Source organism: Bdellovibrio sp. BIS2 (genome assembly GCF_055398295.1).
Window position 1 is genome coordinate 2,256,391 of sequence record NZ_AP035879.1, and the last position, 25,070, is coordinate 2,281,460.

Below are 25,070 nucleotides of genomic sequence, written 5' to 3' on the forward strand. Positions count from 1 at the left end.
AACCCGCTGTTAAGCGGGTTTAAAGTTGGAGGTGACGAGCGGATTTGAACCGCTGTAGCAGCTTTTGCAGAGCTGAGCCTAACCCCTCGGCCACATCACCATGTGCATTTACTTATGCGAAGGAAGGACCAAACTAATCCTTCCCCCCGTTTAAGTCAATATTTATCCCCCAAGTCGTTTTAAAGCTTCAAACGGAAGGTGGGTGATCTTTAAGGCCTCCTCAACATGAAGCGGATGAAGCTTTTCAGCCTTCATCAGGTCCGCCAGACTCCTTGCGACCCGGAGCGTCGCAAGCTCCCTGCGCCGGGAGGACAGCTCTTTTGGGAACAGCTCCCGCATATAAAACCCCGGCAGATCCTGGGTCAGCTCCTCCCAACTCCAGCGGGCAGCCACCCTTAAAAACCGAGGATCTTTTCCGGCCATGGCGGCCCTAAACGCCCGAACCTCTTCCAGCTCTTTTAAAAGACTGATCCCGGTGACGGTCCCGCCCTCTTCCCGCTTGCGAGTAAAGAAGGTGATCTGAAAGCGATCCACCAAGGGCCCCGACAGGCGCTCCATATAGGAATGACACTTCTTAATCGAGCGCCCACAGATGACCTTCGTCTGCGGCACCCAATCCCCGCAAGGGCACAGATTCGTGGTCGCCACCACCAGGGTGTCCGCCGGATGTTCCTCCACGTACCTTCCGCGACGAATGCGGATGCGGAAGTCTTCCATGGGTTCTCGCAACGCCTCTTGCGCGCGCGGGTTGAACTCCAATAATTCATCCAAAACCATCATCCCCTTGTGCGCCCGGGTGATGTCGCCTTTAAATGGCGGAACGCCCCCGCCGATCAACCCCAGCGGCGTTGTGGAATGATGAGGATGCACCAACGGACGCCAGGAAAGCGGAGCCTCAGCCCCGCCTTTGTTGTTCTGACGAATTTCATGCATCTCTTTCTGAGTCGGAGCTGCCAGCAACGCATGCAGGGCCTTGGCGATCGTGCTTTTTCCCGAACCCGCAGGCCCAGCCAGCAACACAGAGTGCTCACCAATGGCAGCAAGTTTTAAAAGCTTGGCCTGACGTTCTGGAAACTCCAGATCAAGACCGAAGGAAGGACGCTCAATCGGATACTCGCGCGGAGCATGGGCCACGATCTCAGGAGCCGTCACGGATTTTAGTTCACGCAAACAAGACCGCGCAAAGGGGGAAGAACGCCCGTCACCGTCTCCGGTCCACACGGTCAGTGGAACTTCAGGATCAAAGTCTTCATGCAGATCCCCTGGTTCGAACACTTCTCCGCCCAAAGAAAGCTCACCATACACCAAAGCCTCCCCATCCAAGGGCTTAGGCACCTGCTCTGTTTCCCACAAGATGCCCAAAGCCACCGCCAGCTACAGCCCCCGCGAAGTTTTCTTTAAATGCGAAGGGCGCAAGTTGACCAGAATCTGCTGCGCTTTCGGGAATTCATACCCCTGATTGCGAATGGCACTTTTGATCCGGTGGATGCTTTCTTTAATCGCCTGATCCGGCAAACCTAAGAATTGAATTTGTGGCAACCCCGGAACGAAGCTCAGCTCCACCTCCACGGGCACCAGACGGTCGTTGTTTCGAATAAGTGATTGGATTTTCATGACAGGGCCCAAAAGCAAGTTCGGGCCCGCTATAGAACAAATAAAAAAGGCCCCTCAGAGAGGAGCCTTTTCGAAAGCCGGATTATTTATCCGCATCAACCATCTGCGAAAGCGGATGGTGTTCTTCGATGGTTTTGGTCATCGTGTTGGTCGTGACATTCGTGTAAATCTGCGTTGTCTGGATGCTTGCGTGCCCCAACAACATCTGAATCGAACGAAGATCCGCTCCGCTTTCCAGAAGCGCGGTCGCACAACCATGACGGAATCTGTGCGGATTCACCGGTTCAGCAAAACCAGCGCGAGCCGACCACGCCGCCAGCCATCTCCATACATCCACGCGGGACGGACGATGACCACGATCGTTGATCAGAATCGACGGGCTGTTTTCTTTCATCAGCGTCGGACGATGTTCCTTCAAATAAACAGTCAGATTTTCTGCCAGTTTTTCAGTCAAAGGCACCAGGCGTTCTTTATTGCCCTTACCCAAAACCTTGATCCAACGGTCTGTCTGGTTGAAATCAACCACATTCAGACCAATCAATTCAGACACACGGCAGCCCAAACCGTACAGGAACAACAACGTCAGTTGGTTGCGCGCGGTTTTCACGGCATCCGGCACTTCTGCCGCATCAAAAAGTTGCTGGAACTCTTGGGGCGTCAGAACCTTTGGCAGGCCCACTTTCACTTTTGGTGGACGAAGTTCACGCAGCTCCGGGCACTTCATCCCGCGGGTTTCACAGAATTTGAAGTAAGTGCGCAAAGAAGAAATTACGCGGGCCTGAGAGCGTGTGGAGAGTTTATTTTTCTTCATAAACTCATAGAAGCCCGGCACCGTTTTACCGGTTTTACGGTACTCAAGATAAAGTTCCAAATCGCGGCGATATGCCATCACCGTATTCTGGGAGCGTCCTCGTACATTTTGCAGTTCATCAAAGAAGTCGATCCAAAGAGGTAGTTCCATACCCCTATTAGACCCAGACTTTCATCCATACGCAAGAAAAAACCCCAGGTTTCCCCGGGGCTTGGTGATTCATTTATTTGGATTTGATAAGGGTTAGTAGAAGGAGCCGAAGAATCTGCCAGAGCAGACATAGCCATTCACTCTGGTCACAGAAACTTTTGCGAACAGGCGGGTTCCAGAAGTGAACAACTGACCGTTTTCGATTTTCACTTCAATGTTACCCACGTTGCTCAGCATTGCCGGCACATTCACATCGCCGCCCGCCAAGCCCATGGTTCCTGTCGTCAAAGTCTGCAGATTGTAAGTTCCTGCTGGCAAAACACACGGAGTCAACTGAGCCCCGGTGATTGTATCCACATCCACCATTTGCTTGGTCACAACCATCTGCCCCTGGATCGCAATCGGCCCCTGGTAGTTATTATAGTTGTTACCGGAGGCATTTTGCTGGATCAGGTTCGCTGAAACGATGATCTGCATGTTTTGCAAAATGATCTCTGGATTGCTTGTCGAAGACTGAGACTGGAACGTCGTCAGCACAACCGGTGCTGTGATATTTCCACAAGCTTGCGACAGACAGTTCAAACCCACATTGGTGTTTGTCCCGCCGCCTCCGCCTTTACCGCAGGCTGCTAAAGCCAGTACCATTCCCAGCGCTGCGAAAGCTCGTGTGATTGTCTTTGCTGGAAAACTTAAAGTTTTGTTGTTAAGTCCTTCCATTTTCTCTCTCCTGGTTAATTAATAAATTCATTTTTAAAAGTTCTTAAGCTGCTTCAGCTTTCACGCCTGCCGGCGTTCCAGCTCTGCCGGGCGCAGGCCCGAGCTCTGCCGGCCGGGGCCGACTATTTAAACGCTGCGGATTTCGCCAAGCCGGAGAATGTTCCAAGCTTTTTGAAGCCGTCTGCTGGGTAAAGGCTGGTCTTGTCAATTACTGCGGAAGCGCGGCAGTTATATGGACCAGAGCGGATGTACCAGCATTTTCTGTATGGAGACTGTTGTACGTAGGACTGTGCGAAGTTCTTGTAGTATACAGAACCTGTTACATATCCGCCGCCTTGACCGTCACCTTGGTTCACTACGTTATCCACGATCAGGACAATCGCACCTTGAGCATCCTGGAAGTAAGCGCTGAACACTGTCTTGCTGCCGTATTTGAACCAGTAGTTATAGTTGTACTCCAGCATGTTGTTGTCCTGCAGACCGCTCAGCTTCTGATTGGTGCCGGAACCGGATTCAAACACACCTTGATACTGATAACCTGTATCCACATAAGAGATCTTTACAGAACCGGCATAACGGCCGCTCTCAAGCTTTTGCAAATCCACGGTCAACTTATAGTTGGATGGATTGTTCAGCGGGTGAGATGCCACATAGTTACTGAACTCAGTAAATGATGTCGGTACGAAATCAACCGTGTTGCTGCCAGAAGTGGATCCGGAAGAAGATGAACCAGAACCATCTGGGGAAGTTGGTACGCTGCCATCAACTCCGCCATCAACAACTGGTGTGTTGGTGTTGGATCCAGTCTGGAACTGATTGCTCTTACCGCAACCAACGCCCATCAAAGAGAACGCCGCCAGCAGGAAGATCAGTTTAGAGTTGAATGTTTTCATATCAGCCTCACTTAAAAGGTCCGGTTGATTGATGGACCTCTCACCAAGACTCTATTGCTATGCGTGTGCCAACCTTACCAAAACGACCTAACTATATGATCCAACGGGGCTTTTTCGACTAATCTCAGGGTGGTACAAACACCCGTAATCGTCTAATCCTTGAGGAAGGTGCGCAAAAGGGGCACCACTGTCACATCCTGAGCCGCCTAAAACTTCGACGAAAAAAGAAATATTTAAGATTTTCCCTCATCTTACCGAAATGGGATGTATCAATTTAAACAAGGAATTATAGATGACAGTCACAGCAACAAACGCATTGATCCTGGGCGCAGTATTCATGTTTGCAGCCCGCGTTTTCTTGGCGTTCTAATATTTAGAACTTCCAAAAGAACCAAAAGTACACTCTCTTGAATCGGGCTTTACACAGCCCTTTTTTTATTTCTTCTTTCTGCCATAGCAGAGCACTTCCCACTTCCTCACTTTTCCAGCCACAAACAAAATCTCCTGCCTCGTATTACTCAATCCCCCAAGCGGGCTAAAACCACTTTCCGAACCTGAAAAAAATCGACCACTTATCTGCTTACAATATTCAAATCTGGACCAACTCACCTCTGCGGCACCTCATAATTTTACCGATTGTAATGAAGATTTTTTTACAACATCACGAGTGGTTCATCATGAAAAAGATCCCGTTGCAGATAAAGCTCCTTCTTAACATCATCGTCTTCGCTGTACCGATCATCGTCCTGACGGTCTTCATGTACAGATCAGAAACCGTGAACATCGACTTCACCAAAAAAGAAGAACTGGGCACCAGGCTGCAGCGACCTTACGAAGAAGTCCTATGGCATATCGATCTTGCCCGACAACAAAAGTCCACCGCCAATCTTGAAACCAAGATGACCGAGCTCAACAAGATCTACGCCGAAGTCGGCCCCTTGCTGCTCTTTGACGATCACAACCTTGCCGCGCGCAAACGCGAAAACGCAAGCTTCGAATATCTGTCAAAGCAGATTGAAGCCAAGAACTGGAATGACGCGATTTCATCCGTCAAGACATCCATTGCTCACCTGGGGGACATCTCCAATCTGATCCTGGATCCGGATCTGGACAGTTACTATGTGATGGACATCACCCTGCTGGCCTTACCTCAGATGCAAGACCGTATTCAAACCATTCTTCACAACAGCGACCAGTTCTTTACCAGTGAGACTTCACAAGCAACCCGGATCCAAGCCGCTCTGTACGCCAGCCAGCTGGAAGAATCTGACTTAAACCGCGTGCTCGCCGATGCCCAAACCGCCATCAATGAAGACAAGAACTTCTATGGTACATCGGAAAGCCTGCAGAAAAATCTGCCCGCCACCGTAGACGCTCTTGCCGTCCCAACCAGGAAAATGATCGACAGCCTGCGCGCTCTGTCCCGTGGTGAAGCAGTCAGCAAAGATCAGTACTTTACTGACGCCAATCAGGCGCTGGAGCAATCGTTCAAAACCTGGCACTCTAGTGTAAATGAAATGGATGTCTTGCTTGAAAGCCGTCTCAAGACCCTGGAGGCCGGACGACAAAGCTCTCTCACCTATTCCAGTATTGCGTTGCTTTTCTCGATTCTGATTTCAGTCATCATCGGGCTTAGTATTCATAAAAGTATTAAGACCATTCTGGCTTCGGTTCTTAAACTGAAGGAAAGCTCCGAATCGTCAGGTTCCATCAGCTCTCACCTAAATGAAATCACCACGAGTGTATTTAGCCGCATCAACCATCAGGCGGCGGCCGTCGAACAAACGGCTGCGGCAATTGAGGAAATCAACAGCATGCTGAACCTGAGTGCTGACAATTCCAAAGAAGCCTCTGAGATGGCCCGCAGAGCCAATGACTCTGCCGATTCAGGACAAAAACAGATCAAAAGTGTTTTGAATTCAATGAATGACATCACCAAAGGATCCAAAAAGATCGTGGAAACGATCTCGGTCATTGATGATATCGCCTTTCAAACGAATCTGCTGGCACTGAATGCCTCAGTCGAAGCCGCCCGCGCCGGAGAACAAGGAAAAGGTTTCGCCGTCGTGGCAGATGCCGTTCGCGCTCTGGCGCAAAAAAGTGCCACGTCAGCGAAAGAGATCAACGAGCTTTTAAAATCCAATGTGGACCTGGTGAACTCCAGCCAACAACGGGCCGATGAAGCCGTGTCGATTCTGGATGACATTGTCTCCTCGATCAAAAACGTCTCGACACTTTCAAACGAGATCGCCAACGCCGCCCAAGAGCAGTCCGTGGGCTTGGCGCAAATAGCGCGCACGATGTCTGATTTTGAAAAAGAGACGTCAGACAATCAGAAAAACATGACTGAAGTTTCAGAGGCCGCGGGATCCATTCTGGAACAATCCTCGCTGCTGAAATCCATTATTGTCAGTCTTGAGACTGAGGTGCGTGGGCAATCAAAGTAGGCTGATTCAAAGAGGCCAGCGGGTAATAGTGCTTCAGGATCTGGCGGAAGGTATAACCCTTCTGCCCCAAAGCACGACTGCCCCACTGACAAAGACCCACGCCATGACCAAAACCGCGGCCCTCAAACAGGAATTGATCCCCGGTTTGCTTCATATCAAACAAAGCACTGCGCAGATCCTGAAAACCCAATGCCTGACGGAAGTCATTGGCTGAAATCACCTTGTCCGGCAGGCCATTGAAAGCCACACGCACAGACTTGATTCTTTGATCTGCAGGATTTCGTTCCAACTGCAAGTCACTGAAGTCTTCCACCTTCAAACGTTTCTGCAGATCCATTTTCGTCAGTGACAACTTCCAGTGGCCACGCGGGTTCGTCGGACAAGAGCTGTCCACCACCACACCGGTGTTCACGCCATAGTTCCAGACATTCTTGGACGTCGTGGTTTTGCCACCGCAGTCAGAATGATAGAATGCCTTCAGCACGCGGTCTTTATTCCCCAAAAGTTTGATTCCTTTGGTGGACTCCACCGCCTGCAAAGCTTTTTGAATCAACGGGCTTTTGCGATCTTCCGCGACCACATGACGAAACACCTGATCCAGGACACTGCTTTCCAAGTGATAAGCTTTGTCTTTGCGTTCATGGATCACCGCCAGCGCATAGGATCTTGCCGCCACCGCCTGAGCCTTCAAGGTCTCCAGAGGCCAGGACAGCGGCATTTCACTGGCCAGAACACCGGTGATATATTCATCCAGCGGCATCACCCCGATCACATCAATTTGCTTTTCCGAATTCAGATTTAACAATACACGGCCCGGCAGAGCCTGCGTGCCCGCGCGCAGATTGTGTCCCTGAATCATCAGGTACTTGTCGGTGAAAAGATGTTCCGGATCGCGGTTATTGATACGAAGAGCCCAGATTTTTTTATTACCTTTGGAAAGCACACGCACTTCGGCTGAAGAAGAGTTGGGAATGGCAACAGGACGAAAATTCTGGGTCAGATTCTGAAACTGCAAACCTGTCCCGGTGAAGGCTATTTTCCCCGCCAATGAGCTTAAGCGCACGCGCACGATTTCTTTGTCTTCCGCGCGGGCTTCTGATGTGAAACTGACCAAACCAATGCTGAAGATCAACGCTGCAAAAACGAGCTTCACTGTTGTTACTCCGTCCGTAGAGCAAAAAAATAGGGATAAAGCGTCTTGCTTTATCCCCTTTATTAAACCAACAGTGGTCCAGCGATGAAAGTCTAGTTTTCCTTTTTCGCCATCTCCATGAACGGTTTAATGATGTCCAGCGGCAATGGGAACAGGATCGTATTGGTTTTATCGCCGGCAATTTCCGTCAAAGTCTGCAAATAAGCCAGTTGCAGAGCTGATGGAGAACCCGCCAGAGTGTTGGAAGCTTCCTGAAGCTTCTGCGCACGCTGCACTTCCCCTTCCGCGCTGATGACTTTCGCACGACGCTCACGCTCTGCTTCCGCTTCACGGGCCATGGCTCTTTGCATTTCTTTTGGCAAGTCGATTTGTTTTACTTCCACCATCGTGACTTTGATACCCCAGGATTCCGTCGCCTTATCCAGGATCACCTGCAAAGCCGCATTGATTTTGTCACGATGCTCAAGCACGTCATCAAGGTGGTACTGACCCATCACAGAACGCAAAGTCGTTTGCGCCAACTGACTGGTCGCAAAGTAGTAGTCTTCGATCTTGGTGATGGCTTCCATCGGAGAAATCACTTTGAAATAAACAACCGCATTCACCTGCATGGATACGTTGTCTTTCGTGATGACGTCCTGAGGCTGAACATCCATGGTGATGGTACGAGTGTCGATCTTGATCATGCGCTCGACAAACGGAATCAACAGAATCAAGCCCGGACCACGCACGCCCACAGCCTTACCAAGACGCAAAACCACGCCGCGTTCCCAGTCATTCAGGATTTTGATCATCGAGCTGCCAATGATACCGCCGATGACGATAATACCAATTATAAATTCCATGCTGCTATCTCCTTATTTGTTCTTTTTCACATTCAAAGTCAGACCCTGACGTCCGGTGATATGCACACGGTCGCCAGGCATCAGGGAATCTTCAGAAACGAACTTCCAGATCTCGCCGATGATTTCCACCTGCCCGCTGTGGCCGTTGCCTTCCACCGTCATCACCACACCATCACGGCTTTGCATCTGCGCATCCGCGTCCTGGGTGCGCAAGCGGATGGTTTTCACCGCCAGATAACCCAATCCCAGGAAGAAGATCCCCAAAACACCCACCACTGAAACAATCAAAGACATTGGCAACACATACCCCGTTGTCTGCGCATCAAACAAAAACACACTTCCCACAAATACGGCAATCAGGCCGCCAATGCCCAAAGCACCAAAACTTGGGATGAACATTTCCGCAATCAGGAACGCGACCCCTAACAAGATCAACGCCAGTCCGCCCCACGCAACATCCAGCTTATGGAAGGCCACCATGGAAAGCACCAGACCGATCCCCCCGATCACTCCCGGCGCGATCAATCCCGGATGCGTGACCTCAACATACAGCAAAGCCAAACTTCCCATAAACAGCAGATAAGCAAATTCAGGGTCGGCCACAAAACTTAAAACCTTATAGCGAAGGTCCGGCACAAACTCGCGCAAGTCATGAACTGCCACAACTGCGGGTTCTTTGTCTTCACCCACCAGGACTTTGCGCCCTTGCGCCTGCTGCAAAAACTCCAGCTCGGTACCCGCCAGAATATCCAAAGCGCCTTCGGCGTGCGCCGTTTCACTGGAAAGAGATTTCGCTTCCGTGATGATTTCTTTTGAAAACTTCAGACTGCGACCACGAAGTTTCGTCACACCTTCCATCCAGCTGACGGTGTCGTTAATAAGTTTTTTGCGCAAATCTTCCGGGGTCTTTTCACCCGACCCCAGAATCGGGGTCGCGGCGCCAATATTAGTGGCAGTCAGGCCACCGTTCACGTGACAGGCTTGCAGAATGATAGCCCCCGCACTGCCGGCATGCCCCCCACGAGGAGCAATCAGACACAGGTAAGGAACCGGTGACGCCAAAATACGTTCAACAATCAGACGCGTGCTTTGCAGGCTGCCCCCCGGAGTGTTGATACGCAGGTACAGGGAGCTGCACTTATCCTCGACGGCCCGCTTTTCCGCGCGTTCCAGATAATCTGAAGTGCTGGCCGAAATAGCCTCATTGATGGTGATCGCGGTCGTACAGTCCGCTTTGGCAACCACCGACAGCAAAGACACAACCAGAATCAGCATCAAAGACTTCATACTCCGAGCTCCTTCATTACTTTTTGCAGGTCATTCCAAACGACTTTTTTGGCTGCCGGATCTTCCAGCAGATAAGCCGGGCTGTAGGTCTCAAGCCACTTTCCCGGACCTTTAAAGATCAGCTCGCCGATGTCTTTCGGAAACGAGCTATAGACAACCACAACTTTGCTTTCACAGATTTTCGCCAGTTCAGACGGCAGTTGGGAACGGTCTTCCACCGTGCAATCCAGCTCGAGCACCTGCAGATTGCGCAGCTTCATCGCCGCTTTCATCTTGGAATAAAGATCGTTCACTTCCGGCAGGAAAAGACTTTCTTTGCTTTGAGTCAGGATATTCAAAAATACCAATTCATAATGGCGAAGTTCAGAGACCGTGAAGGGCCCCTTGGCAGTGAAAAACTGCGTCTTGGCAGCCTCAACCCCGGCTTGTTCCGGGGCGAGCATGACATTTTGAAGACCAAGAACGTCTTGAAGATACTGGATGTAGTCTTTCATGGCGCCGATTGTATCTGGACCTTGGTCTGGAGACACCAAAAACCGGGGTTAATGCACTGCCTAAAGGGGGCTAAAACCCGCTTTTTTGTCTCAAGTTGATACAAACTTTACCGATAAGAAAGATACCACGCACAAACAGGAGGCATCACATGGAAGTATTCAAATTCAACATCATCCCGACTGAAGAATTTAACAAACGTGAAGCCTTCCGCAAAGCCATCAACAACTGTGAAGCGTGCGGCACGGCCCTGGAATTCAGCTACAAACAATTAAATGAATTTGCCGTGCTTTCGGAAGAAGCTTCCTGCCCGTGCTGTGCTTTAATCAAAGAAGAAAATCACCGCGTTCACTAAACGCGTGTGAAGTCTTTAAGCCCTTTGTAAAATCCAATCAGACCTAACCCCACCGAGGCCATGATGAGGGCCACCGAAGTGGACCCCACACGCGCGACGGCTCCCCAGGAAATGGCCCCCAACGCCATGCCGGCATAGAATACCGCCAGAAAAACTCCCAGCATCGTCGCTTTCAACTGCGAAGCGCCGGTGATTTGCCTTGAGCTCATGTTCATCAACGTGGAAAGCACCAGCCACCCCACCCCGCCACAGAACATCGCCGCACACATCAGCAAGTAGCCCGGCGCCAGCCCCAAAAGCAAAATCCCCACGGCATATATCACATACGATCCGGCCAAGGATTTTTGCGTGCGATCCGGATGCATGATCTTTCCTGACAAGAAAGCACTGACACAAGCCCCAAGCCCCAAAAAACCCAGAAGCGACCCATATTGCAGCGAGCTTAGCTGCAACTCAATACGCCCGCGTGTCGGATAAAGCGCCCACAACGAAGACGCAAAGAAAGTGACCAGGAAAATTTCCACCCACAGCTTCATGTTATGCAATGACAACAACGGCTTCCAGTCACTTTCCTGAATGCGGACTTTTAGTTTCTGCGTTTCCACGGCCTGCGGCACTGGCCACTTCCAGAAAAACAGAATCAACCCCAGATAAGAAACGCTGTTCACGACAAAGGCACTGCTGGGACCAAAGCCGCTTAAAATACCGCCCCCCAGTGTGGGCCCCAAAACGCGGGTGATGTTAATCCCCATATAGTACACCAGCACCGCTTGTGCCTGCATAGGATGAGGAACAAGATCCGTGAGCACCGACTGAAATGCCGGATTGGAAAGCGCAAAGCCCACGCCCATGATCAAAGACAGGCCCAACAAACTGACTTCCGTCACCTGCTCGGTCCACACCAAATACGCCAAAAGGCCCGCGGCAAAACACATCAGACCTTGTGCGAACAGCAACAATTTTCGACGATGCCCCAGATCCGACAAATAGCCGGACGGGATGCTGAAGAACAACACCGGCAGACTTCCGGTGAAGGACAGCAAAGAAATAATCAGAGGTGATGTTGATAAGTGTGTCATCACCCAACTGGCCGCCACATCCTGAATCCAGGTTCCCAAATTCGACACAAAGGCACAGATCCAAAAGGATCGATAGATGGAAATTTTCATCGGAGACCAGACTGATTCGTTCATGACAAGAACAGCATACTCCTGAAAAACTTTGCGACCAATCTCTTCTTGGGAAAAAATAGAAGTGTCAGGAGGTGCTTATGAAGCTTCTACTAAGTATTTTCCTTGCCGCAAGCCTTTGCCTGCCCCTAACAACCCAGGCCGCCCCACTGGAAGTCACCGTCACTCCATCCACGATAGAGACGCAATCACATCAATACTATTACTACAACTTTGGAAGTGTGCGGGTGAACTGGAGTCAATACGCCGATATCTATCTGCGCAACACGGGACATGAGCCTTTGTATGTCCGTGGCGTTTATATCAGCGGCGCCGCCTTCTGGGCCTGGAGCCAATGTCCGAACTATCTATATCCGGGCCAAAGCTGTTTGACCCGTGTTGAGTTCCGCCCTTGGTATGAAGGCTATTTCAGCGGCGCACTCAGATTCGCATTCCCGAACGGCAGCATCGTTGTTGAGCTTTATGGCTGGGGTGTGCGCTGGTGATTAACGAACACGGCGCAGAATTTTCTGCAGCAAACTGTGAGCTTGCTCTACTTTCAGGATATAACCCAAAGTGAAGTAGAGCAGGCCATAGATCACCAATGCCACCGCGGCACGGGCAATGACGTGCACTGAAGCATCAAGCAATCCTTTGGCAACCAGTGCCCCTGCACCTGCCCCGATCAAAGCCATCAACCAGACTTTGCCTTGGAATTTCAATGACAATCCGGTGCGACCGATGCGTTTGTTCAAAGACTTGCGCAAAAGATAGAATTCAATCCAGCCCGCCATCCCGGCCGCCGCCGTCAGACCCGCTGTTCCCCACTGGGAATCCAGCCCCAGCGCCTGAGGTACATAGAACCCCAGCATCGCGCCCAGCAAGGTCGCAAAGATCACACGCACAATTGCAAACTGCAGCGGCGTCCTGGTGTCTTTCAAAGAAAAGAAGGTTGAAGAATACAAACGCCCCAATGTGGACGCCAAAAGACCCAGCGTGTATCCCACCAGAACCATCCACACATAGTGGGTGTTTTGTGCCGTGAACTCTCCGGTCTGGAAAACCGCGCCGACAATCAAATCGCCCAAAATCAGAAAGCCCGCCACAGATGGAATGATAAAGAACGCAATCTGTTCAAGGCCCCTGTTCAGACGCCCCTGCAAATAGTGACGGATTTCTTCGTCAGAACCCGTCGCCTGGGACATGGCCGGAAGCTCCGCGGCCGACACACTCATTCCAAAAAGACTGACTGGCAAAAGATAAAGGGTCTGCGCGTAAGCCAAGGCCGACACCGCTCCGGTAGGAAGCAAACTGGCCAAAACGTTATCGATATAGGCACTAACCTGAACAACACCGCGGGAAAAGACCACGGGCACAAAGTTCTTCACCACCGTGCGAACGGAAGAAAGCTTTAAATCCAAGGACGGCGAAATCTTTTTCCCCAAACGCAAAGCCGACGGCAACTGCACTGCAAATTGCAGGAAGCTTCCCGCCACCAGCCCCCAGGCCACCGTCACAGCCAGGTCGAACTGCCCCTGTTTCCCGCCCCACATCACCAGCGCGGCGATAATCGCCAGGTTCCAGATCACCGGCGCCACATACGAAAGAAAGAACTTGCGATGAGAATTTAAAATCCCCAAGCACCACGCCGACATCACCAAAAACCCCGTGCCCGGGAACAGGATCTGCACGATCTGAATGGTCAGATCACGTTTTTCACCGGTGAATCCCGGCGCAATGACATCAATCAAAAAAGGCGTTGCCAGCACACCAGCCAGCACCAAACCTGACGTCAGCAGAAACAGCAAACTGCCGATCACCGACGCCACTTTGGCGGCATCTTCATCGTGTTTTTTTGCCAGCAACTGGGCATAGACCGGGATAAAGCTTGCCGACAGCACGCCCTCACCGAACAGATTTTGCAGGAAGTTTGGAATCTTCAGAGCGGCCTTGAAGGCATCCCCGGCATCAGAATTTCCGAAGTAGTGGGCAAAGACCCTTTCACGGACAAGACCCGCGATACGGCTTAAAAAAATCCCCAGTCCGACTAAGAGCGCATGACTCTTCACTCTTCAACCTCAGTTTCTTCTTCTTCACTCTCGTTAAGCTGAAGCAAAATACGCTCGGCAAGGACCCGGTTAAAGCCCTTGAGTTTAGCAATCTCTTCTGCATCAGCCATTTTGATTTCATCAACAGAGTTGAACTGAGTCAAAAGAACTTTCTTTCTTTTTTCCCCCAAACCAACGACGTAATCCAGCTCGCTTTCAAGCGAAGTGCCTTCACGCAATTTGCGGTGGTAAGTGATGGCAAAACGATGGGCCTCATCGCGGATGCCCGAAAGAATATACAAAGCCTCGGCATTGTGCTTAAAGATCACCGGATTGGAACGCCCCGGAAGGAAGAAGCGCTCTTCGGTGGACTCGACTTCCTGCTTTTGGAAATCACTTTCGGTGCGTGCCTTGGCCAAGCCCACCACCGGGATGTCCTTGCGCCCGATTTCTTCCAGAATCTTCATGGCTTGGGACAACTGCCCTTTACCACCGTCGATCACGATCAACTGAGGGTCCTCGTATTCGGTGTGCTTGAAACGACGGCTTAACACCTCGTACATCGAGGCAAAGTCATTGATTCCCTGAACGGTTTTAATCTTATAACGACGATAGTGCTCTTTGGCAGGGACCCCGTCCTCAAACACCACCTGGGAGGCCACGGTTTCAGCCCCCTGGAAGGTGGAGATATCATAACACTCAATACGGCGCGGACGCTCCGGCAGATTGAAACGTTCTTTGATTTCCTCCAGACCACGCAGTTTTTCTTCGGACTTGGAAACGTATTTCAGGAAATGCGACTTGGCGTTTTCATGGGCCATCTCAACCAGATTACGGCCGCGCTCATCCGTTGCAAAGCGCACCGTGGCCCTGCTGCCAGAACGTTCTTTAAGAACCTCTTCCATCAGCTTGGTCAGGTCATTGCCGATATCCAATGGCAGCAAAACCTCGTCAGGAATGAAGTTGTCTTCATAGTACTGATTCAGGAAGTCCACCAGCCACTCGCGTGGATCTTCAACAGCGTCATTCGGATCAAAGTGCGGCAGGTAATGCGGCCTTGTTCCAATCACCCGTCCGGCACGGATATGGACTGTTTCAATCAAGCAGCCCCGCTCATCCCCATAATAACCCAGGGCATCCTGGTCTTTTTCGGAAGTGTCGTTGATGACGGCCTGTTTTTGCAGGATCGCCTTGATGGCTTCAATAGAATCCCGCAAACGCGCAGCAACCTCGAACTTTTCCTCGTCCGCAGCGCCCATCATTTTTTCGGTCATGGCTTTGATGACTTTTTTATTCTGCCCCTTCAGGAACAGCTTCGCGCCTTCAACTTCGTTGCGGTAATCTTCCAAAGAGATGTACTTCACACACGGCGCGGTACAGCGACCGATCTGATAGGTCATGCACGGACGGGTCCGGGATTTAAAGACCGCATCAGTGCAATCACGGATTTTAAAGGTTCTGTTTAGAAACTTGATCGTGCCATGCACGGCCAGGCCCGAAGTGTACGGGCCAAAATACAAAGACCCGTCTTTTTTCACTTTGCGCGCCAGATACAGTCTTGGCGCCTGGTCTCCCCAACTGAAGCGGATGTAAGGGTAGGCCTTATCATCACGCAGACGAATGTTGTATTTGGGACGGTGTTTTTTAATCAGCGAGGCTTCCAGCAGGAATGCTTCCACCTCGGTTTTGGTCAGGATGTATTCAACTTCACAGATGTTCGTAACCAGCAGGCGCGTTTTGGGACTGTGATCCTTGCTGTCGTTAAAGTAGCTGCGCACACGGTTTCTAAGATTCTTCGCCTTACCGATATAGATGATCTTATCGGCGGTGTTTTTCATCAGATAAACACCACTTTGCGTGGGAAACTCTTTCACCTTGTCGCGAACTTCCTCGAACTTACTTGAGGCCATCCTTGACGACCTCCGCACTCTCCTGTTCGATCTCCCCGCTGCGCACGTTCAGTTCCACAATCTGCAGACGTTTGATTTCGTCGCGAACTTTCGCCGCTTCCTCAAACTCGAGGTTCGCAGAAAGCTCTTTCATGCGGGCACGAAGCTTCGTGATCTCTTGCTGGATTTTCTCCGGCTGCTGCGCAAACTTGTTCATGATGGCAGCAGCTTTGTTTTCACCACCCAATGGGTTGGAGACCGTTCCGTCGAACATCTCGCCCAGACCCTCTTTAATGCGTTTTTTCACCGACTGAGGGGTGATCCCGTTAGCCTCGTTGTATTCACTTTGAATGCGACGACGGCGATCGGTTTCGTTGATGGCTTTTTCCATGCTTTCGGTGATCGTGTCCCCGTACAAAATCACCCGGCCATTCAAGTTACGGGCGGCACGACCGATGGTTTGCACCAGTGATCTTTCTGAACGCAGGAAACCCTCTTTATCGGCATCGGTGATACCGACAAGGCTGACCTCGGGAATATCCAGGCCTTCTCGCAGCAAGTTGATCCCCACCAGAACGTCAAAGACCCCCAAACGCAAATCGCGCAGAATCTCCATACGCTCCATGGTGTCGATCTCGCTGTGCAGATACTTCACCTTAATACCCAGATTTTCATAGTACTCGGTCAGATCCTCAGCAGAACGTTTGGTCAAAGTTGTAATCAGAACACGTTCTTGCTTGGCAATTCGGACACGGATTTCTTTGAGCAGATCATCAACCTGATGTTTCACCGGACGGACTTCGACGACAGGATCAATCAGACCCGTCGGACGGATGATTTGCTCAACAATCACCCCTTCGGATTTTTGCAGCTCATAAGTGCCCGGAGTCGCCGAAACATAGACGACCTTGTCCATCATGGCTTCAAATTCCTGGAAGTTTAAAGGACGGTTGTCCAAAGCCGAAGGCAGACGGAAGCCATGCTCCACCAGATTCATCTTGCGCGCACGATCCCCGCGATACATCCCCCCGATCTGAGGCACGGTGACGTGGGACTCATCGATAAAGGTGACAAAGTCTTTGGGGAAGTATTCCAGCAGCGTCGGAGGTGGTTCCCCCGGCCCCCGGCCCGTCATATGGCGGGAATAGTTTTCGATCCCCTGACAGAAACCCATTTGTTCCATCATCTCGATGTCGTAATAGGTTCTTTGTTCCAAACGCTGGGCTTCAAGCAGCTTCATTTCCTGATTCAACTGCACCAGGCGGTCACGCAGCTCGTCCTGAATGGTCTTGATCGCGCGCTTTAAGCTGTCATCACTGGTGACGTGGTGGCTTCCCGGATAAATACCGATCTGGTCAATTTCTTCAAGGATCTGCCCGGTCAAAGGATCAATCCAGGAAAGGCGTTCGATATAGTCACCAAAGAATTCCACACGCACGGCGCGCTCTTCTTCATAGGGCGGGAAGATTTCGACGTTGTCCCCGCGCACGCGCACCGTTCCGCGCGAGAAATCCACGTTGTTACGCTGATACTGAATACGAATCAATTCCCGCAGCAAGTGATCGCGCTTCATCGACGTGTTGGACACGATTTGAATCATCATGCCTTCATAGGCCTCTGGCGAACCCAAACCGTAAATGCACGATACAGAACTGACGATGATCACATCACGGCGATCAAACAAGGAGCGCGTCGCCGAGTGGCGCATGCGATCGATCTGCTCGTTGATGGCTGAATCTTTTTCGATATAGGTGTCCGTAGAAGGAATATAAGCTTCCGGCTGGTAGTAATCGTAGTAACTGACAAAGTATTCCACGGCATTGTGCGGAAACAGCTCTTTGAACTCGGCATACAACTGAGCCGCCAGAGTTTTATTCGGCGCCAGAACCAGAGCCGGCTGATTCAAGTTTGCAATAGTGTGCGCCATGGTGAAGGTCTTTCCCGACCCGGTCACACCCAGTAACGTCTGATGTTTCAAACCCGCTTTGAAGTTTTCAGCAATCTGCTCAATTGCTTTCGGCTGATCGCCGGAAGGTTTAAACTCGGACACCAATTGAAAGTTCTTTTTATATGCAGAGGCCATCCCTCCAAGAATAGCACGATCATATAAAAGTACCCGTCCTTTTTTGGCTCTACTCTGCGTTATATGCGAGGTGGCAATTAAAGGTTTTCTTGCCTCCCTCCCAGACCCCGCCGACAGTTGAGGGATGAAAACACTCAAACGAAGCCTTCTCGTATTCTTCATCCTGGTTACCGTCTTCTGCTTGGGGGGTTATCTATTCTTGCGCCAGTCCCTGCCACCGATGGAGGGCTCACTTCCGCTTAAAGGGCTGTCTGAGCCCGTGACCGTGATTCGCGATCAATACGGCATTCCTCATATCAAAGCGGCCAATAAGAAAGACGCCTTGAAAGCCCTGGGCTTTGTCATGGCCAGCGAAAGACTTTTCCAAATGGAGCTTTCCCGCCGTATGACTCAAGGGGAACTTTCCGAGATCTTCGGAGAGCTGGCCCTTCCCAGCGACAAATTGTACCGCAGCCTGATGCTTCGCCGATCGGTCGAACGCATGCTTGCAAAGGAAAAAGCCGAGGGCCGTTTTGATCAGAGTATGTGGGATGAGATGGAGGCCTACTTTGAAGGTGTGAATCAATACATCAGCACTCAAAAAGCCCCCTATGAAATGGCGCTGGTGGGACTAAAACCCCGCCCGTTTTCGCCTTTGGATGCTTACATCATGACCGGCCACATGGCTTACAGCTTTGGAATCGCACTAAAAGCCGACCCGTTGATGACCGAACTTGCCGGGAAGCTTTCCCCGGAATCCTTCCAGGGACTTCGCAATGTGCCGCTGAAAGCCCCACTAAAGATCACATCCCTTCAGGGCGGATTCACCCCGTTTGAACTGCTGACTGAAAATCTTTTCACCGCCTCTTTTGAAGGCAGCAATGCGTGGCTGATCGGGCCGGACCGTTCGCAGTCCGGCAAAAGTATTTTTGCCAACGATCCTCACATTGGCTTTTCTCACCCCGCAACCTGGGTCGAAGCCCACATCCAAACCCCGGAGTTTGAACTTTACGGCCACTACCTTCCGCTGGTTCCCTTCGCCATCCTAGGCCACAGCCGCCAGCATGCCTGGGGTTTCACTATGTCTTTATCCGACGATATGGATCTGTTTGCCGAAACCCTGAATACGGACAAGAAAACCGCCGTCTTCATGGGAAAGGAAGTCCCTTATCAGGAATGGACTGAAACCATCAAAATCAAAGATGCACCAGATCTGGTGCTGAACATGATTGAAACCAATCATGGCCCGATCATGGATGAAACCTTGAAACGCAAAGGTTTGGCATTAAAGTGGGCTTATCACCGCCCCGAAAACAATCCGATGAAGGCCCTTTTTGAAATGGGCAAAGCGCCGAACATGGCAGCCTTTGAAACAGCCCTGCAATACGGAACCGCACCGGGCTTGAATGTCATGTACGCGGATGCCGAAAATATCGCGTGGTGGATCTTTGGTGATATCGCCATTAAGAAGAATCCGAACTCGGATATGATTTTGGACGGAGCTTCGGGTCTGGATGAATACGAGCGTGTGCTTGCATGGGCAGACAAACCCCACAAAGTGAATCCTGAAAACGGCATCATCGTCACGGCCAATTCCCGTCCCGATGGCATCGCCGAAAACATCCGCGGAGACTGGCAGTCCGATGACCGCTATCAGACCCTGGTGCGTGCCTTGGGCGAAAAAGACCTGTGGAGTGCCGAGGATGTGCGCGCCCTGCAAACAGACAACTTCAACTATAAAACCCGCGAGCTGTTAGACAAACTGAACGATCACCTGCAGTTGGATGAAGCGCAGAATCTAAAATACGAAACTGAACTGAACGCCCTGAAAAACTGGAACCTGCGTTCAGATGTTCAATCCGTCGAAGCCAGCTTGTACCATCAGTGGAACAACGAACTGGTATTGCTGCTGCTAAAAGATGTACCGGAAGAAATGAAGGCCACCTATCTGACGACTCCGTACGCCTGGGCCTTTTATGAGCGCGCCGTTTTGGACGACACATCGCCTTGGTGGAAAGATCGCAATCAGGATCAACTGATCACGCAAGCTTTCTTAACCGCGATTGAAAAAGTGCAGGACATTCCCTGGGGCGACTTGCACACGGTGGAATACAAACACCCGCTGGGCCGCAGCTTCCCTCTGGACAAGATATTTAATCTGGGGCCCTACCCGATGCCGGGCGCCTACAATGAAATCAACAACAACAAGATGCGCGGCCTTGGTGGTGACTTCAAAGTGGTGGCGGGACCCAGCACTCGCCGGGTGATTGATTTTGCCCGCCCACAAACCAGTTGGGGCATTAATCCCATTGGCATTTCCGGGCATATCCTGTCACCCTTCTATAAAGACCAGGTGCAATTGTTCCTGGATGGAAAATATCGCCCGCAATACATGGCGGCCGAAGACATTGAAAAGAACAAAAAATACGAACTGAAACTGACACCCCAATAACCGGAGGATTTCATGAAGTTTTTGATTTTGCTCACCGCACTTTTTACCGCTTCCACATCATTCGCAGCTTTTGATATCAAGCCCGGCCTTTGGGAAGTAAAAATGCAAATGACCCTGGACGGAAAAGCCTTTGATCCCATGGCTGAAATGAACAAAGCCCTGGAACAACTGCCACCCGAGCAAAGAAAAAAGATGGAAGCGATGCTGTCGGGCTCTGACAAAATCCCCGTCACAAAAAATGGTTATCGTATCTGCTACACTGCCGACATGCTGAAAAATCCCAACAAAGTGATGGAAGGCACCAAGGCCTGCACCACCAAGATCACCACGCAAACTGCCAAGAAGCTGGCGGGAACTTTTGACTGTCCGAAAGACGACGCCAAGGGTGACTTTGAATGGAATGCCAAATCCAGCAACGAATACGAAGGGCTGATGAACGGCAAAACCAGCAAGGGTAGCAACACACAAATCCGCTATCAGGGTAAGTTTATTTCTGCTGATTGCGGTAAAGTGAAGCCTGTACTTTAGCACCCGATCCGGTCTTGGACTTTCAGCCTTCTTCTTTGGATGCCATATTAGTGGCATTCCATGGAAGGAGGCTTTATGTTTACCAAATCTTTACTGACTGCTTTCACCACCCTGTTTGCCACCACCGCCCTGGCCTATCCCAATGTCGGCGACAAAGTATCCTGGACAGGCACCATGAGCACTGTCAGCGGTGAAACCAACGCCGTGAAAATCACCAAAGAAGTCATCAGTCACGACGAGAAAAAGAACATCTGGAAAATCAAAATCGAAGCCGTCGTTGGCACTGACAAAACCAGTGAAACGATGGAGATCTCAGACCTCTACTCCCCAGCAAAATACAAAGCCCTGATCGCGGATTGCGAAAAAAATGGCGGGACCTTGGAAAAGCTCAGCGCCCCGGCGGGAACCTATGACACCTGCAAAATGAGCATGACCATGGCCGACGGAACCATGGTTGAACGCTGGTGGGGTGACATCCCGTTTGGAGTCGTCAGCAAAAGCACCCGCGACAGCGGTAAAATGCCGATCTCAAAACCAGATCTGAATTCGATTATCGCGGGACTTTGATATTTACTTATGTTACACAGCTAAACTTATCTGAGTTTTTCGCCGATATTACCTTGCATGCGCGAGGTAATATTGAAAACTAAAATACTATCAATTCTTCTTCTTTGCTCAGGATGCCAACATACGTTTTTACCTGGCTCCAAAACAAACAACATCAACTTCTCTGCTTCAGTTGATCGCAACTGCACCTTAATTGAAAAAGAAACATTTTCAAGATTAGTGTTCCCAGGCAGAGAGGAAGCATTGAAGAAGCAAATCGCAGAGAGTGCAAATACCTTGGGCGCAACAGACGTAGTTGCTACCACATCCGGAATTAACAACTCAGTAAAATACTACACTTGCCAAGACCCTAAGGAAGTCCCTGAACAAACTTTACGACATTCCTGCAACAATGAAATTCAGACTTCCTGCGTAGAACTCGTCCGTCGCGCAGTAATACATCAAAATATCAGAGAATTAGTTTCTCTTTCGGAAAAATCATGTTCACTAAAGAACAATGAATCCTGTATCTGGCTCGATACATTTAGGCAGTGGCGAAAGAGCCTTCAAGCACAATGCATATCAAGAAATCAATCTGCATGCTTAGTCGGAGCTGTAATGGCGGACTTCGACAGCGACAACATTCTAATGACCACCCTACTCAAACAAGGCTGCAGCTACGGACACAGTGAAAGCTGCTTCTACTACAACCTAGAGCTGGAAATAAGAGAAAAAGTTGGCTCCAACACTTCTTCGAAGGAGCAAGCATCCATCATTGCATACAGAGATTACGTAAAAAAACAAAGCAGGTTTATGCAGGAAATTACAAACTTACTAACCAACAAAAAAATCGAAATTTAGAAGTATTAATTTACTTCCTCATATTTAGTTGGAGAATCACATGCCAGACGAAAGATATTCAGAACTAAGTGATGACGAAAACCTTCTCTTCACAAAGATTCCTTTAAATGGAGATTCAATTGGCAACAAATCACTACGCACGTCATTAAACTGGGATGAGGACAAATACTGGTCAGTAAGAGACCAATTAATAAATAGAGGATTTGTTTTAATCGGCATGGGGCGCGGAGGCAGCGTTTACCGTCTCAAACACATTACTTCGGATTCGGAAACTCCAGAATCCCCCTCAGTCATATCACCACCAGCATCTACATATGATCTAGAAAGAGACTTATATCAACCTGTAAGCGAATCACTCCATAAATGGGCAAAGGAACTTCAGTTTCTCAACTACTTCATCGAAGACACATCTTCCCAAGGTTCCAGAAGAACGGGCGGGATTTGGACCAGACCAGATCTCGTTCTAATAAATGTAGCCACATATCAGTTTGTGCCAAATAAGTATTTAGACGTCATTACCTTTGAAATTAAGCCAAAGAATGAATGGTCAATTAGATCTGTCTTTGAAGCAGCAGCACATTCGCGCTTTGCTTCACGTAGCTACTTAGCTCTTCATCTAGATGCAACAAATCCTCCCCCTGAAGAGCTCAAGGATAGAATCTCAGAAGAATGCGAGCGGTTTGGCGTCGGTTTGATAGTCTTCGAAGACCCGGCTAACTACGATACATATGAGTTTATTGTTGAGCCAACTCGAAAATCCTATGACCCACAAGAAGTAGAGAGATTCATAGAACTTCAAATCTCTGTTAGCAACAAAACAAAACTATCTAGACTGTTGCGATAGTCGAGACTTTAAAAGACATGATCGCAAATGTGGGGCTCGCCATTTCATGAATGGACGCCCCGAGTTTTGCATAGAAATCAGGACGTTCCGTCCCCAGATACACTTCTGAAATATTCAAACGTTTCGCCTCTGCCAAAAGCTCCAGAACAAGCTTAGCCCCGACACCTTGACTGCGAACTTCCGGCTTCACATACAAAGCCGCCAGCCACGGTTTCAAATGAGGCCTTGCATCGTCATCACTTTCAATCAGATTCACAGTGCCGACAGGTTTGTCGTCAAGAAAAGCCACCAAGGACAGGGGCACAGATTCGCGGTTGACCGCTTCTTGCAGGCGCTCGTTCAAATCAACCACGGTCACACCGGGCTGATCGGTCCAAAACGCCTGATAGATCCAGTCACCCACCTCCGGAAGCAGTTCCGGATTCTCGTAAAGATGGCGGATGACCACAGACACTACTTCGTCACTTCCCAGAAGCTGCCTTCAGGCGTATCGCTGACAGAAATACCCAATGCGGTGATTTTCGCGCGCAACTCATCAGACTTCGCAAAGTCCTTCGCCGCGCGAGCCTCGCCACGTTCTGCAACCAAAGCATCCACTGCAGATCTTTCCAGGTTCATTTTCTTCAGCAACATATCATCAAGTTTGATCAGGAAGGCGTGCGCTGGTTCCTGGAACAAACTCATCATTGAACCCATTTTGCGAACGAAGTTCTGGAAAGCCAAAGCTTTGCCTTGAATCGCCGGGTTCACTTTCATGCCACGGCGAACCTGAGCATTGAACTGGCGGACCACTTCAAACATCGCCGCAAACGCATCCGGTGTTCCGAAGTCATGATTCATGGCTTCTTCCACTTTCTTCCAGGCTTCCTGCGTGATTTTCGCAAAAGCCGGGTCTTCCTGAGTCACTTCCGGAGTCAGATAGCTTTCAGCCATGGAAAGCGCAGAATACACACGGGACAACCCGCCCACGGCGCGCTCAACTGCTTCATCACCAAAGTCACTCAATGTGCGATAGTGCGCAGACAGGATCATCCATTTGTAGATCTCGGCGTTGTACATCTCCAGGAATTCTCGCATGGTAACGATGTTCCCCAAAGACTTGGACATTTTCTGCCCGCCGAAGTTCAGCATGTTGTTGTGCATCCAGTATTTTACGAAGGCTTTGCCAGTGCAGCCTTCACTTTGTGCGATCTCATTTTCGTGGTGCGGGAAGATCAAGTCCATGCCGCCCCCGTGAATGTCGATCTGATCGCCGAAAAGATTTTTGATCATCGCCGAGCACTCAATGTGCCAGCCCGGACGCCCTGGGCCCCAAGGCGATGGCCAGGACACTTCACCCGGCTTTGCCGCTTTCCACAGGGCAAAATCCATAGGGTTGCGTTTCTTTTCATCGACTTCAACACGGGCACCCGCCAACAAGTCGTCGGTGTTACGACCACTCAGCTTGCCATAGTCCTTGAAGGATTCGATGGAATAAAGAACATCGCCTTGTGCTTCATAGGCTTTTTTCTGACTGACCAGGCTTTCCACCATGGAGCGAATGTCATCCATGTGCTCCGTCACCTTCGGATTCATGTCATGCGGGCGAAGCCCCAGCATCGCGAAATCTTTTTTATATTCAGCAATGTATTTTTCAGACAACTCAGTCGGAGTCATACCCAGCTCGTTCGCACGGTTGATGATCTTATCATCCACGTCCGTGAAATTCAGGGCGTAGGTCACTTTGTAACCCAGATGTTCCAGCCAGTTGCGAACCATGTTAAAGACCACCGGCCCGCGGAAGTTCCCCACATGCAGGAAGTTATACACCGTCGGACCACACACATACATTTTCACCTGCCCCGGCGTCAGTGGTGTGAAATCTTCAAGCTGCTTGCTTTGAGAATTGTGAATCTTCAACATAGTTA

23 protein-coding genes and 1 tRNA gene are annotated in these 25,070 nt (G+C 50.2%); 8 read left to right on the forward strand and 16 right to left on the reverse strand.

Features of this window, described 5'->3' with window-relative positions:
• Nucleotides 1-26: 26 nt before the first annotated feature.
• From ACZ520_RS10925 to ACZ520_RS10950, 6 genes are all read right to left on the reverse strand, one after another.
• Nucleotides 27-100, reverse strand: a tRNA-Cys gene (locus ACZ520_RS10925).
• Between the two features lie 62 nt (nt 101-162).
• Nucleotides 163-1,335: an ATP-binding protein gene (locus tag ACZ520_RS10930; protein ID WP_464125464.1), complete on the reverse strand. Its 1,173-nt coding sequence runs from the start codon at nt 1,333-1,335 to the stop codon at nt 163-165.
• Nucleotides 1,336-1,374: 39 nt separating this feature from the next.
• Nucleotides 1,375-1,614, reverse strand: coding sequence for a magnesium chelatase domain-containing protein (locus tag ACZ520_RS10935; protein WP_464125467.1), 240 nt, complete (start codon nt 1,612-1,614; stop codon nt 1,375-1,377).
• 82 nt (nt 1,615-1,696) lie between these two features.
• Nucleotides 1,697-2,575 carry a site-specific tyrosine recombinase gene (locus ACZ520_RS10940; RefSeq protein ID WP_088565000.1) on the reverse strand — a complete coding sequence of 293 codons (879 nt, stop codon included), beginning with the start codon at nt 2,573-2,575 and terminating at the stop codon, nt 1,697-1,699.
• A 93-nt stretch (nt 2,576-2,668) separates the two neighbouring features.
• Nucleotides 2,669-3,292: a hypothetical protein gene (locus tag ACZ520_RS10945; protein ID WP_088564999.1), complete on the reverse strand. Its 624-nt coding sequence runs from the start codon at nt 3,290-3,292 to the stop codon at nt 2,669-2,671.
• 122 nt (nt 3,293-3,414) lie between these two features.
• The gene (locus tag ACZ520_RS10950; RefSeq protein ID WP_038449586.1) at nt 3,415-4,185 is read right to left on the reverse strand and encodes a hypothetical protein; all 771 of its coding nucleotides are present in this window, start codon (nt 4,183-4,185) and stop codon (nt 3,415-3,417) included.
• Between the two features lie 641 nt (nt 4,186-4,826).
• Between ACZ520_RS10950 and ACZ520_RS10955 the strand changes: the two genes are divergently transcribed.
• Nucleotides 4,827-6,632, forward strand: coding sequence for a methyl-accepting chemotaxis protein (locus ACZ520_RS10955; RefSeq protein ID WP_464125471.1), 1,806 nt, complete (start codon nt 4,827-4,829; stop codon nt 6,630-6,632).
• Here ACZ520_RS10955 and ACZ520_RS10960 read toward each other — a convergent pair.
• The 4 genes from ACZ520_RS10960 to ACZ520_RS10975 all read right to left on the reverse strand — a co-directional run bounded on the left by ACZ520_RS10960 (nt 6,595) and on the right by ACZ520_RS10975 (nt 10,411).
• On the reverse strand, nt 6,595-7,785 hold the full coding sequence (locus ACZ520_RS10960; RefSeq protein ID WP_464125473.1) for a SpoIID/LytB domain-containing protein: 1,191 nt from the start codon (nt 7,783-7,785) through the stop codon (nt 6,595-6,597). The two genes, ACZ520_RS10955 and ACZ520_RS10960, sit on opposite strands and share 38 nt — an antisense overlap.
• A gap of 92 nt (nt 7,786-7,877) precedes the next feature.
• Nucleotides 7,878-8,630 carry a slipin family protein gene (locus tag ACZ520_RS10965; protein WP_088564996.1) on the reverse strand — a complete coding sequence of 251 codons (753 nt, stop codon included), beginning with the start codon at nt 8,628-8,630 and terminating at the stop codon, nt 7,878-7,880.
• A 12-nt stretch (nt 8,631-8,642) separates the two neighbouring features.
• Nucleotides 8,643-9,917 carry an NfeD family protein gene (locus tag ACZ520_RS10970; RefSeq protein WP_088564995.1) on the reverse strand — a complete coding sequence of 425 codons (1,275 nt, stop codon included), beginning with the start codon at nt 9,915-9,917 and terminating at the stop codon, nt 8,643-8,645.
• Nucleotides 9,914-10,411 (reverse strand): hypothetical protein, encoded by a 498-nt coding sequence (locus ACZ520_RS10975; RefSeq protein ID WP_038449588.1) that lies wholly within the window; start codon nt 10,409-10,411, stop codon nt 9,914-9,916. Before ACZ520_RS10975 ends, ACZ520_RS10970 begins: the two co-directional genes overlap by 4 nt.
• A gap of 149 nt (nt 10,412-10,560) precedes the next feature.
• Between ACZ520_RS10975 and ACZ520_RS10980 the strand changes: the two genes are divergently transcribed.
• Nucleotides 10,561-10,764 carry a hypothetical protein gene (locus tag ACZ520_RS10980; protein WP_088564994.1) on the forward strand — a complete coding sequence of 68 codons (204 nt, stop codon included), beginning with the start codon at nt 10,561-10,563 and terminating at the stop codon, nt 10,762-10,764.
• Here the strand turns inward: ACZ520_RS10980 and ACZ520_RS10985 are convergent.
• Entirely contained in the window at nt 10,761-11,957 is a 1,197-nt protein-coding gene (locus ACZ520_RS10985; protein WP_416480483.1) for an MFS transporter, read from the reverse strand. The genes ACZ520_RS10980 and ACZ520_RS10985 overlap by 4 nt on opposite strands.
• A gap of 77 nt (nt 11,958-12,034) precedes the next feature.
• On the opposite strand from ACZ520_RS10985, the gene ACZ520_RS10990 reads away from it, so the two are divergent.
• Nucleotides 12,035-12,439 carry an Ig-like domain-containing protein gene (locus tag ACZ520_RS10990; protein ID WP_088564992.1) on the forward strand — a complete coding sequence of 135 codons (405 nt, stop codon included), beginning with the start codon at nt 12,035-12,037 and terminating at the stop codon, nt 12,437-12,439.
• Here the strand turns inward: ACZ520_RS10990 and murJ are convergent, their stop codons facing one another.
• The 3 genes from murJ to uvrB are packed head-to-tail and all read right to left on the reverse strand — an operon-like array spanning nt 12,440 to nt 17,953.
• Nucleotides 12,440-14,002, reverse strand: a complete 1,563-nt coding sequence (murJ, locus tag ACZ520_RS10995) for a murein biosynthesis integral membrane protein MurJ (protein ID WP_464125480.1) — start codon at nt 14,000-14,002, stop codon at nt 12,440-12,442.
• Nucleotides 13,999-15,891 (reverse strand): excinuclease ABC subunit UvrC, encoded by a 1,893-nt coding sequence (uvrC, locus tag ACZ520_RS11000; RefSeq protein ID WP_088564990.1) that lies wholly within the window; start codon nt 15,889-15,891, stop codon nt 13,999-14,001. The genes murJ and uvrC overlap by 4 nt, the downstream gene beginning before the upstream one ends.
• Entirely contained in the window at nt 15,878-17,953 is a 2,076-nt protein-coding gene (uvrB, locus tag ACZ520_RS11005) for an excinuclease ABC subunit UvrB (protein ID WP_088564989.1), read from the reverse strand. The genes uvrC and uvrB overlap by 14 nt, the downstream gene beginning before the upstream one ends.
• Before the next feature lie 124 nt (nt 17,954-18,077).
• On the opposite strand from uvrB, the gene ACZ520_RS11010 reads away from it, so the two are divergent.
• The 5 genes from ACZ520_RS11010 to ACZ520_RS11030 all read left to right on the forward strand — a co-directional run bounded on the left by ACZ520_RS11010 (nt 18,078) and on the right by ACZ520_RS11030 (nt 23,163).
• Entirely contained in the window at nt 18,078-20,384 is a 2,307-nt protein-coding gene (locus tag ACZ520_RS11010) for a penicillin acylase family protein (protein WP_464125483.1), read from the forward strand.
• A 12-nt stretch (nt 20,385-20,396) separates the two neighbouring features.
• On the forward strand, nt 20,397-20,912 hold the full coding sequence (locus ACZ520_RS11015; RefSeq protein WP_088564987.1) for a DUF3617 domain-containing protein: 516 nt from the start codon (nt 20,397-20,399) through the stop codon (nt 20,910-20,912).
• Nucleotides 20,913-20,987: 75 nt separating this feature from the next.
• A complete protein-coding gene (locus ACZ520_RS11020) occupies nt 20,988-21,479 on the forward strand; it encodes a hypothetical protein (RefSeq protein ID WP_464125485.1) in 492 nt (163 codons plus the stop codon).
• A gap of 57 nt (nt 21,480-21,536) precedes the next feature.
• On the forward strand, nt 21,537-22,319 hold the full coding sequence (locus ACZ520_RS11025; protein ID WP_464125487.1) for a hypothetical protein: 783 nt from the start codon (nt 21,537-21,539) through the stop codon (nt 22,317-22,319).
• Nucleotides 22,320-22,359: 40 nt separating this feature from the next.
• Nucleotides 22,360-23,163 (forward strand): hypothetical protein, encoded by an 804-nt coding sequence (locus ACZ520_RS11030; RefSeq protein WP_464125490.1) that lies wholly within the window; start codon nt 22,360-22,362, stop codon nt 23,161-23,163.
• On the opposite strand, the gene ACZ520_RS11035 is transcribed toward ACZ520_RS11030, so the two are convergent.
• Together ACZ520_RS11035 and cysS are read right to left on the reverse strand one after the other, a co-directional pair.
• Entirely contained in the window at nt 23,147-23,617 is a 471-nt protein-coding gene (locus ACZ520_RS11035) for a GNAT family N-acetyltransferase (protein WP_464125492.1), read from the reverse strand. The two genes, ACZ520_RS11030 and ACZ520_RS11035, sit on opposite strands and share 17 nt — an antisense overlap.
• The gene (gene cysS, locus ACZ520_RS11040; RefSeq protein WP_464125495.1) at nt 23,617-25,065 is read right to left on the reverse strand and encodes a cysteine--tRNA ligase; all 1,449 of its coding nucleotides are present in this window, start codon (nt 25,063-25,065) and stop codon (nt 23,617-23,619) included. Before cysS ends, ACZ520_RS11035 begins: the two co-directional genes overlap by 1 nt.
• Nucleotides 25,066-25,070: the final 5 nt, after the last annotated feature.

Bases quoted from the DNA above. Each gene is read 5' to 3' on its own strand.
- ACZ520_RS10965 (WP_088564996.1), bottom strand. From the start codon at position 8,630: ATGGAATTTATAATTGGTATTATCGTCATCGGCGGTATCATTGGCAGC.
- ACZ520_RS11025 (WP_464125487.1), top strand. From the start codon at position 21,537: ATGCGCGAGGTAATATTGAAAACTAAAATACTATCAATTCTTCTTCTT.
- ACZ520_RS10950 (WP_038449586.1), bottom strand. From the start codon at position 4,185: ATGAAAACATTCAACTCTAAACTGATCTTCCTGCTGGCGGCGTTCTCT.
- ACZ520_RS10980 (WP_088564994.1), top strand. From the start codon at position 10,561: ATGGAAGTATTCAAATTCAACATCATCCCGACTGAAGAATTTAACAAA.
- ACZ520_RS10940 (WP_088565000.1), bottom strand. From the start codon at position 2,575: ATGGAACTACCTCTTTGGATCGACTTCTTTGATGAACTGCAAAATGTA.
- ACZ520_RS10985 (WP_416480483.1), bottom strand. From the start codon at position 11,957: ATGAACGAATCAGTCTGGTCTCCGATGAAAATTTCCATCTATCGATCC.
- ACZ520_RS11015 (WP_088564987.1), top strand. From the start codon at position 20,397: ATGAAGTTTTTGATTTTGCTCACCGCACTTTTTACCGCTTCCACATCA.
- uvrB (WP_088564989.1), bottom strand. From the start codon at position 17,953: ATGGCCTCTGCATATAAAAAGAACTTTCAATTGGTGTCCGAGTTTAAA.
- ACZ520_RS10955 (WP_464125471.1), top strand. From the start codon at position 4,827: ATGAAGATTTTTTTACAACATCACGAGTGGTTCATCATGAAAAAGATC.
- ACZ520_RS11030 (WP_464125490.1), top strand. From the start codon at position 22,360: ATGCCAGACGAAAGATATTCAGAACTAAGTGATGACGAAAACCTTCTC.
- ACZ520_RS10935 (WP_464125467.1), bottom strand. From the start codon at position 1,614: ATGAAAATCCAATCACTTATTCGAAACAACGACCGTCTGGTGCCCGTG.
- ACZ520_RS10945 (WP_088564999.1), bottom strand. From the start codon at position 3,292: ATGGAAGGACTTAACAACAAAACTTTAAGTTTTCCAGCAAAGACAATC.
- ACZ520_RS11020 (WP_464125485.1), top strand. From the start codon at position 20,988: ATGTTTACCAAATCTTTACTGACTGCTTTCACCACCCTGTTTGCCACC.
- ACZ520_RS10970 (WP_088564995.1), bottom strand. From the start codon at position 9,917: ATGAAGTCTTTGATGCTGATTCTGGTTGTGTCTTTGCTGTCGGTGGTT.
- cysS (WP_464125495.1), bottom strand. From the start codon at position 25,065: ATGTTGAAGATTCACAATTCTCAAAGCAAGCAGCTTGAAGATTTCACA.
- uvrC (WP_088564990.1), bottom strand. From the start codon at position 15,891: ATGGCCTCAAGTAAGTTCGAGGAAGTTCGCGACAAGGTGAAAGAGTTT.
- ACZ520_RS10990 (WP_088564992.1), top strand. From the start codon at position 12,035: ATGAAGCTTCTACTAAGTATTTTCCTTGCCGCAAGCCTTTGCCTGCCC.
- ACZ520_RS11010 (WP_464125483.1), top strand. From the start codon at position 18,078: ATGAAAACACTCAAACGAAGCCTTCTCGTATTCTTCATCCTGGTTACC.
- ACZ520_RS10975 (WP_038449588.1), bottom strand. From the start codon at position 10,411: ATGAAAGACTACATCCAGTATCTTCAAGACGTTCTTGGTCTTCAAAAT.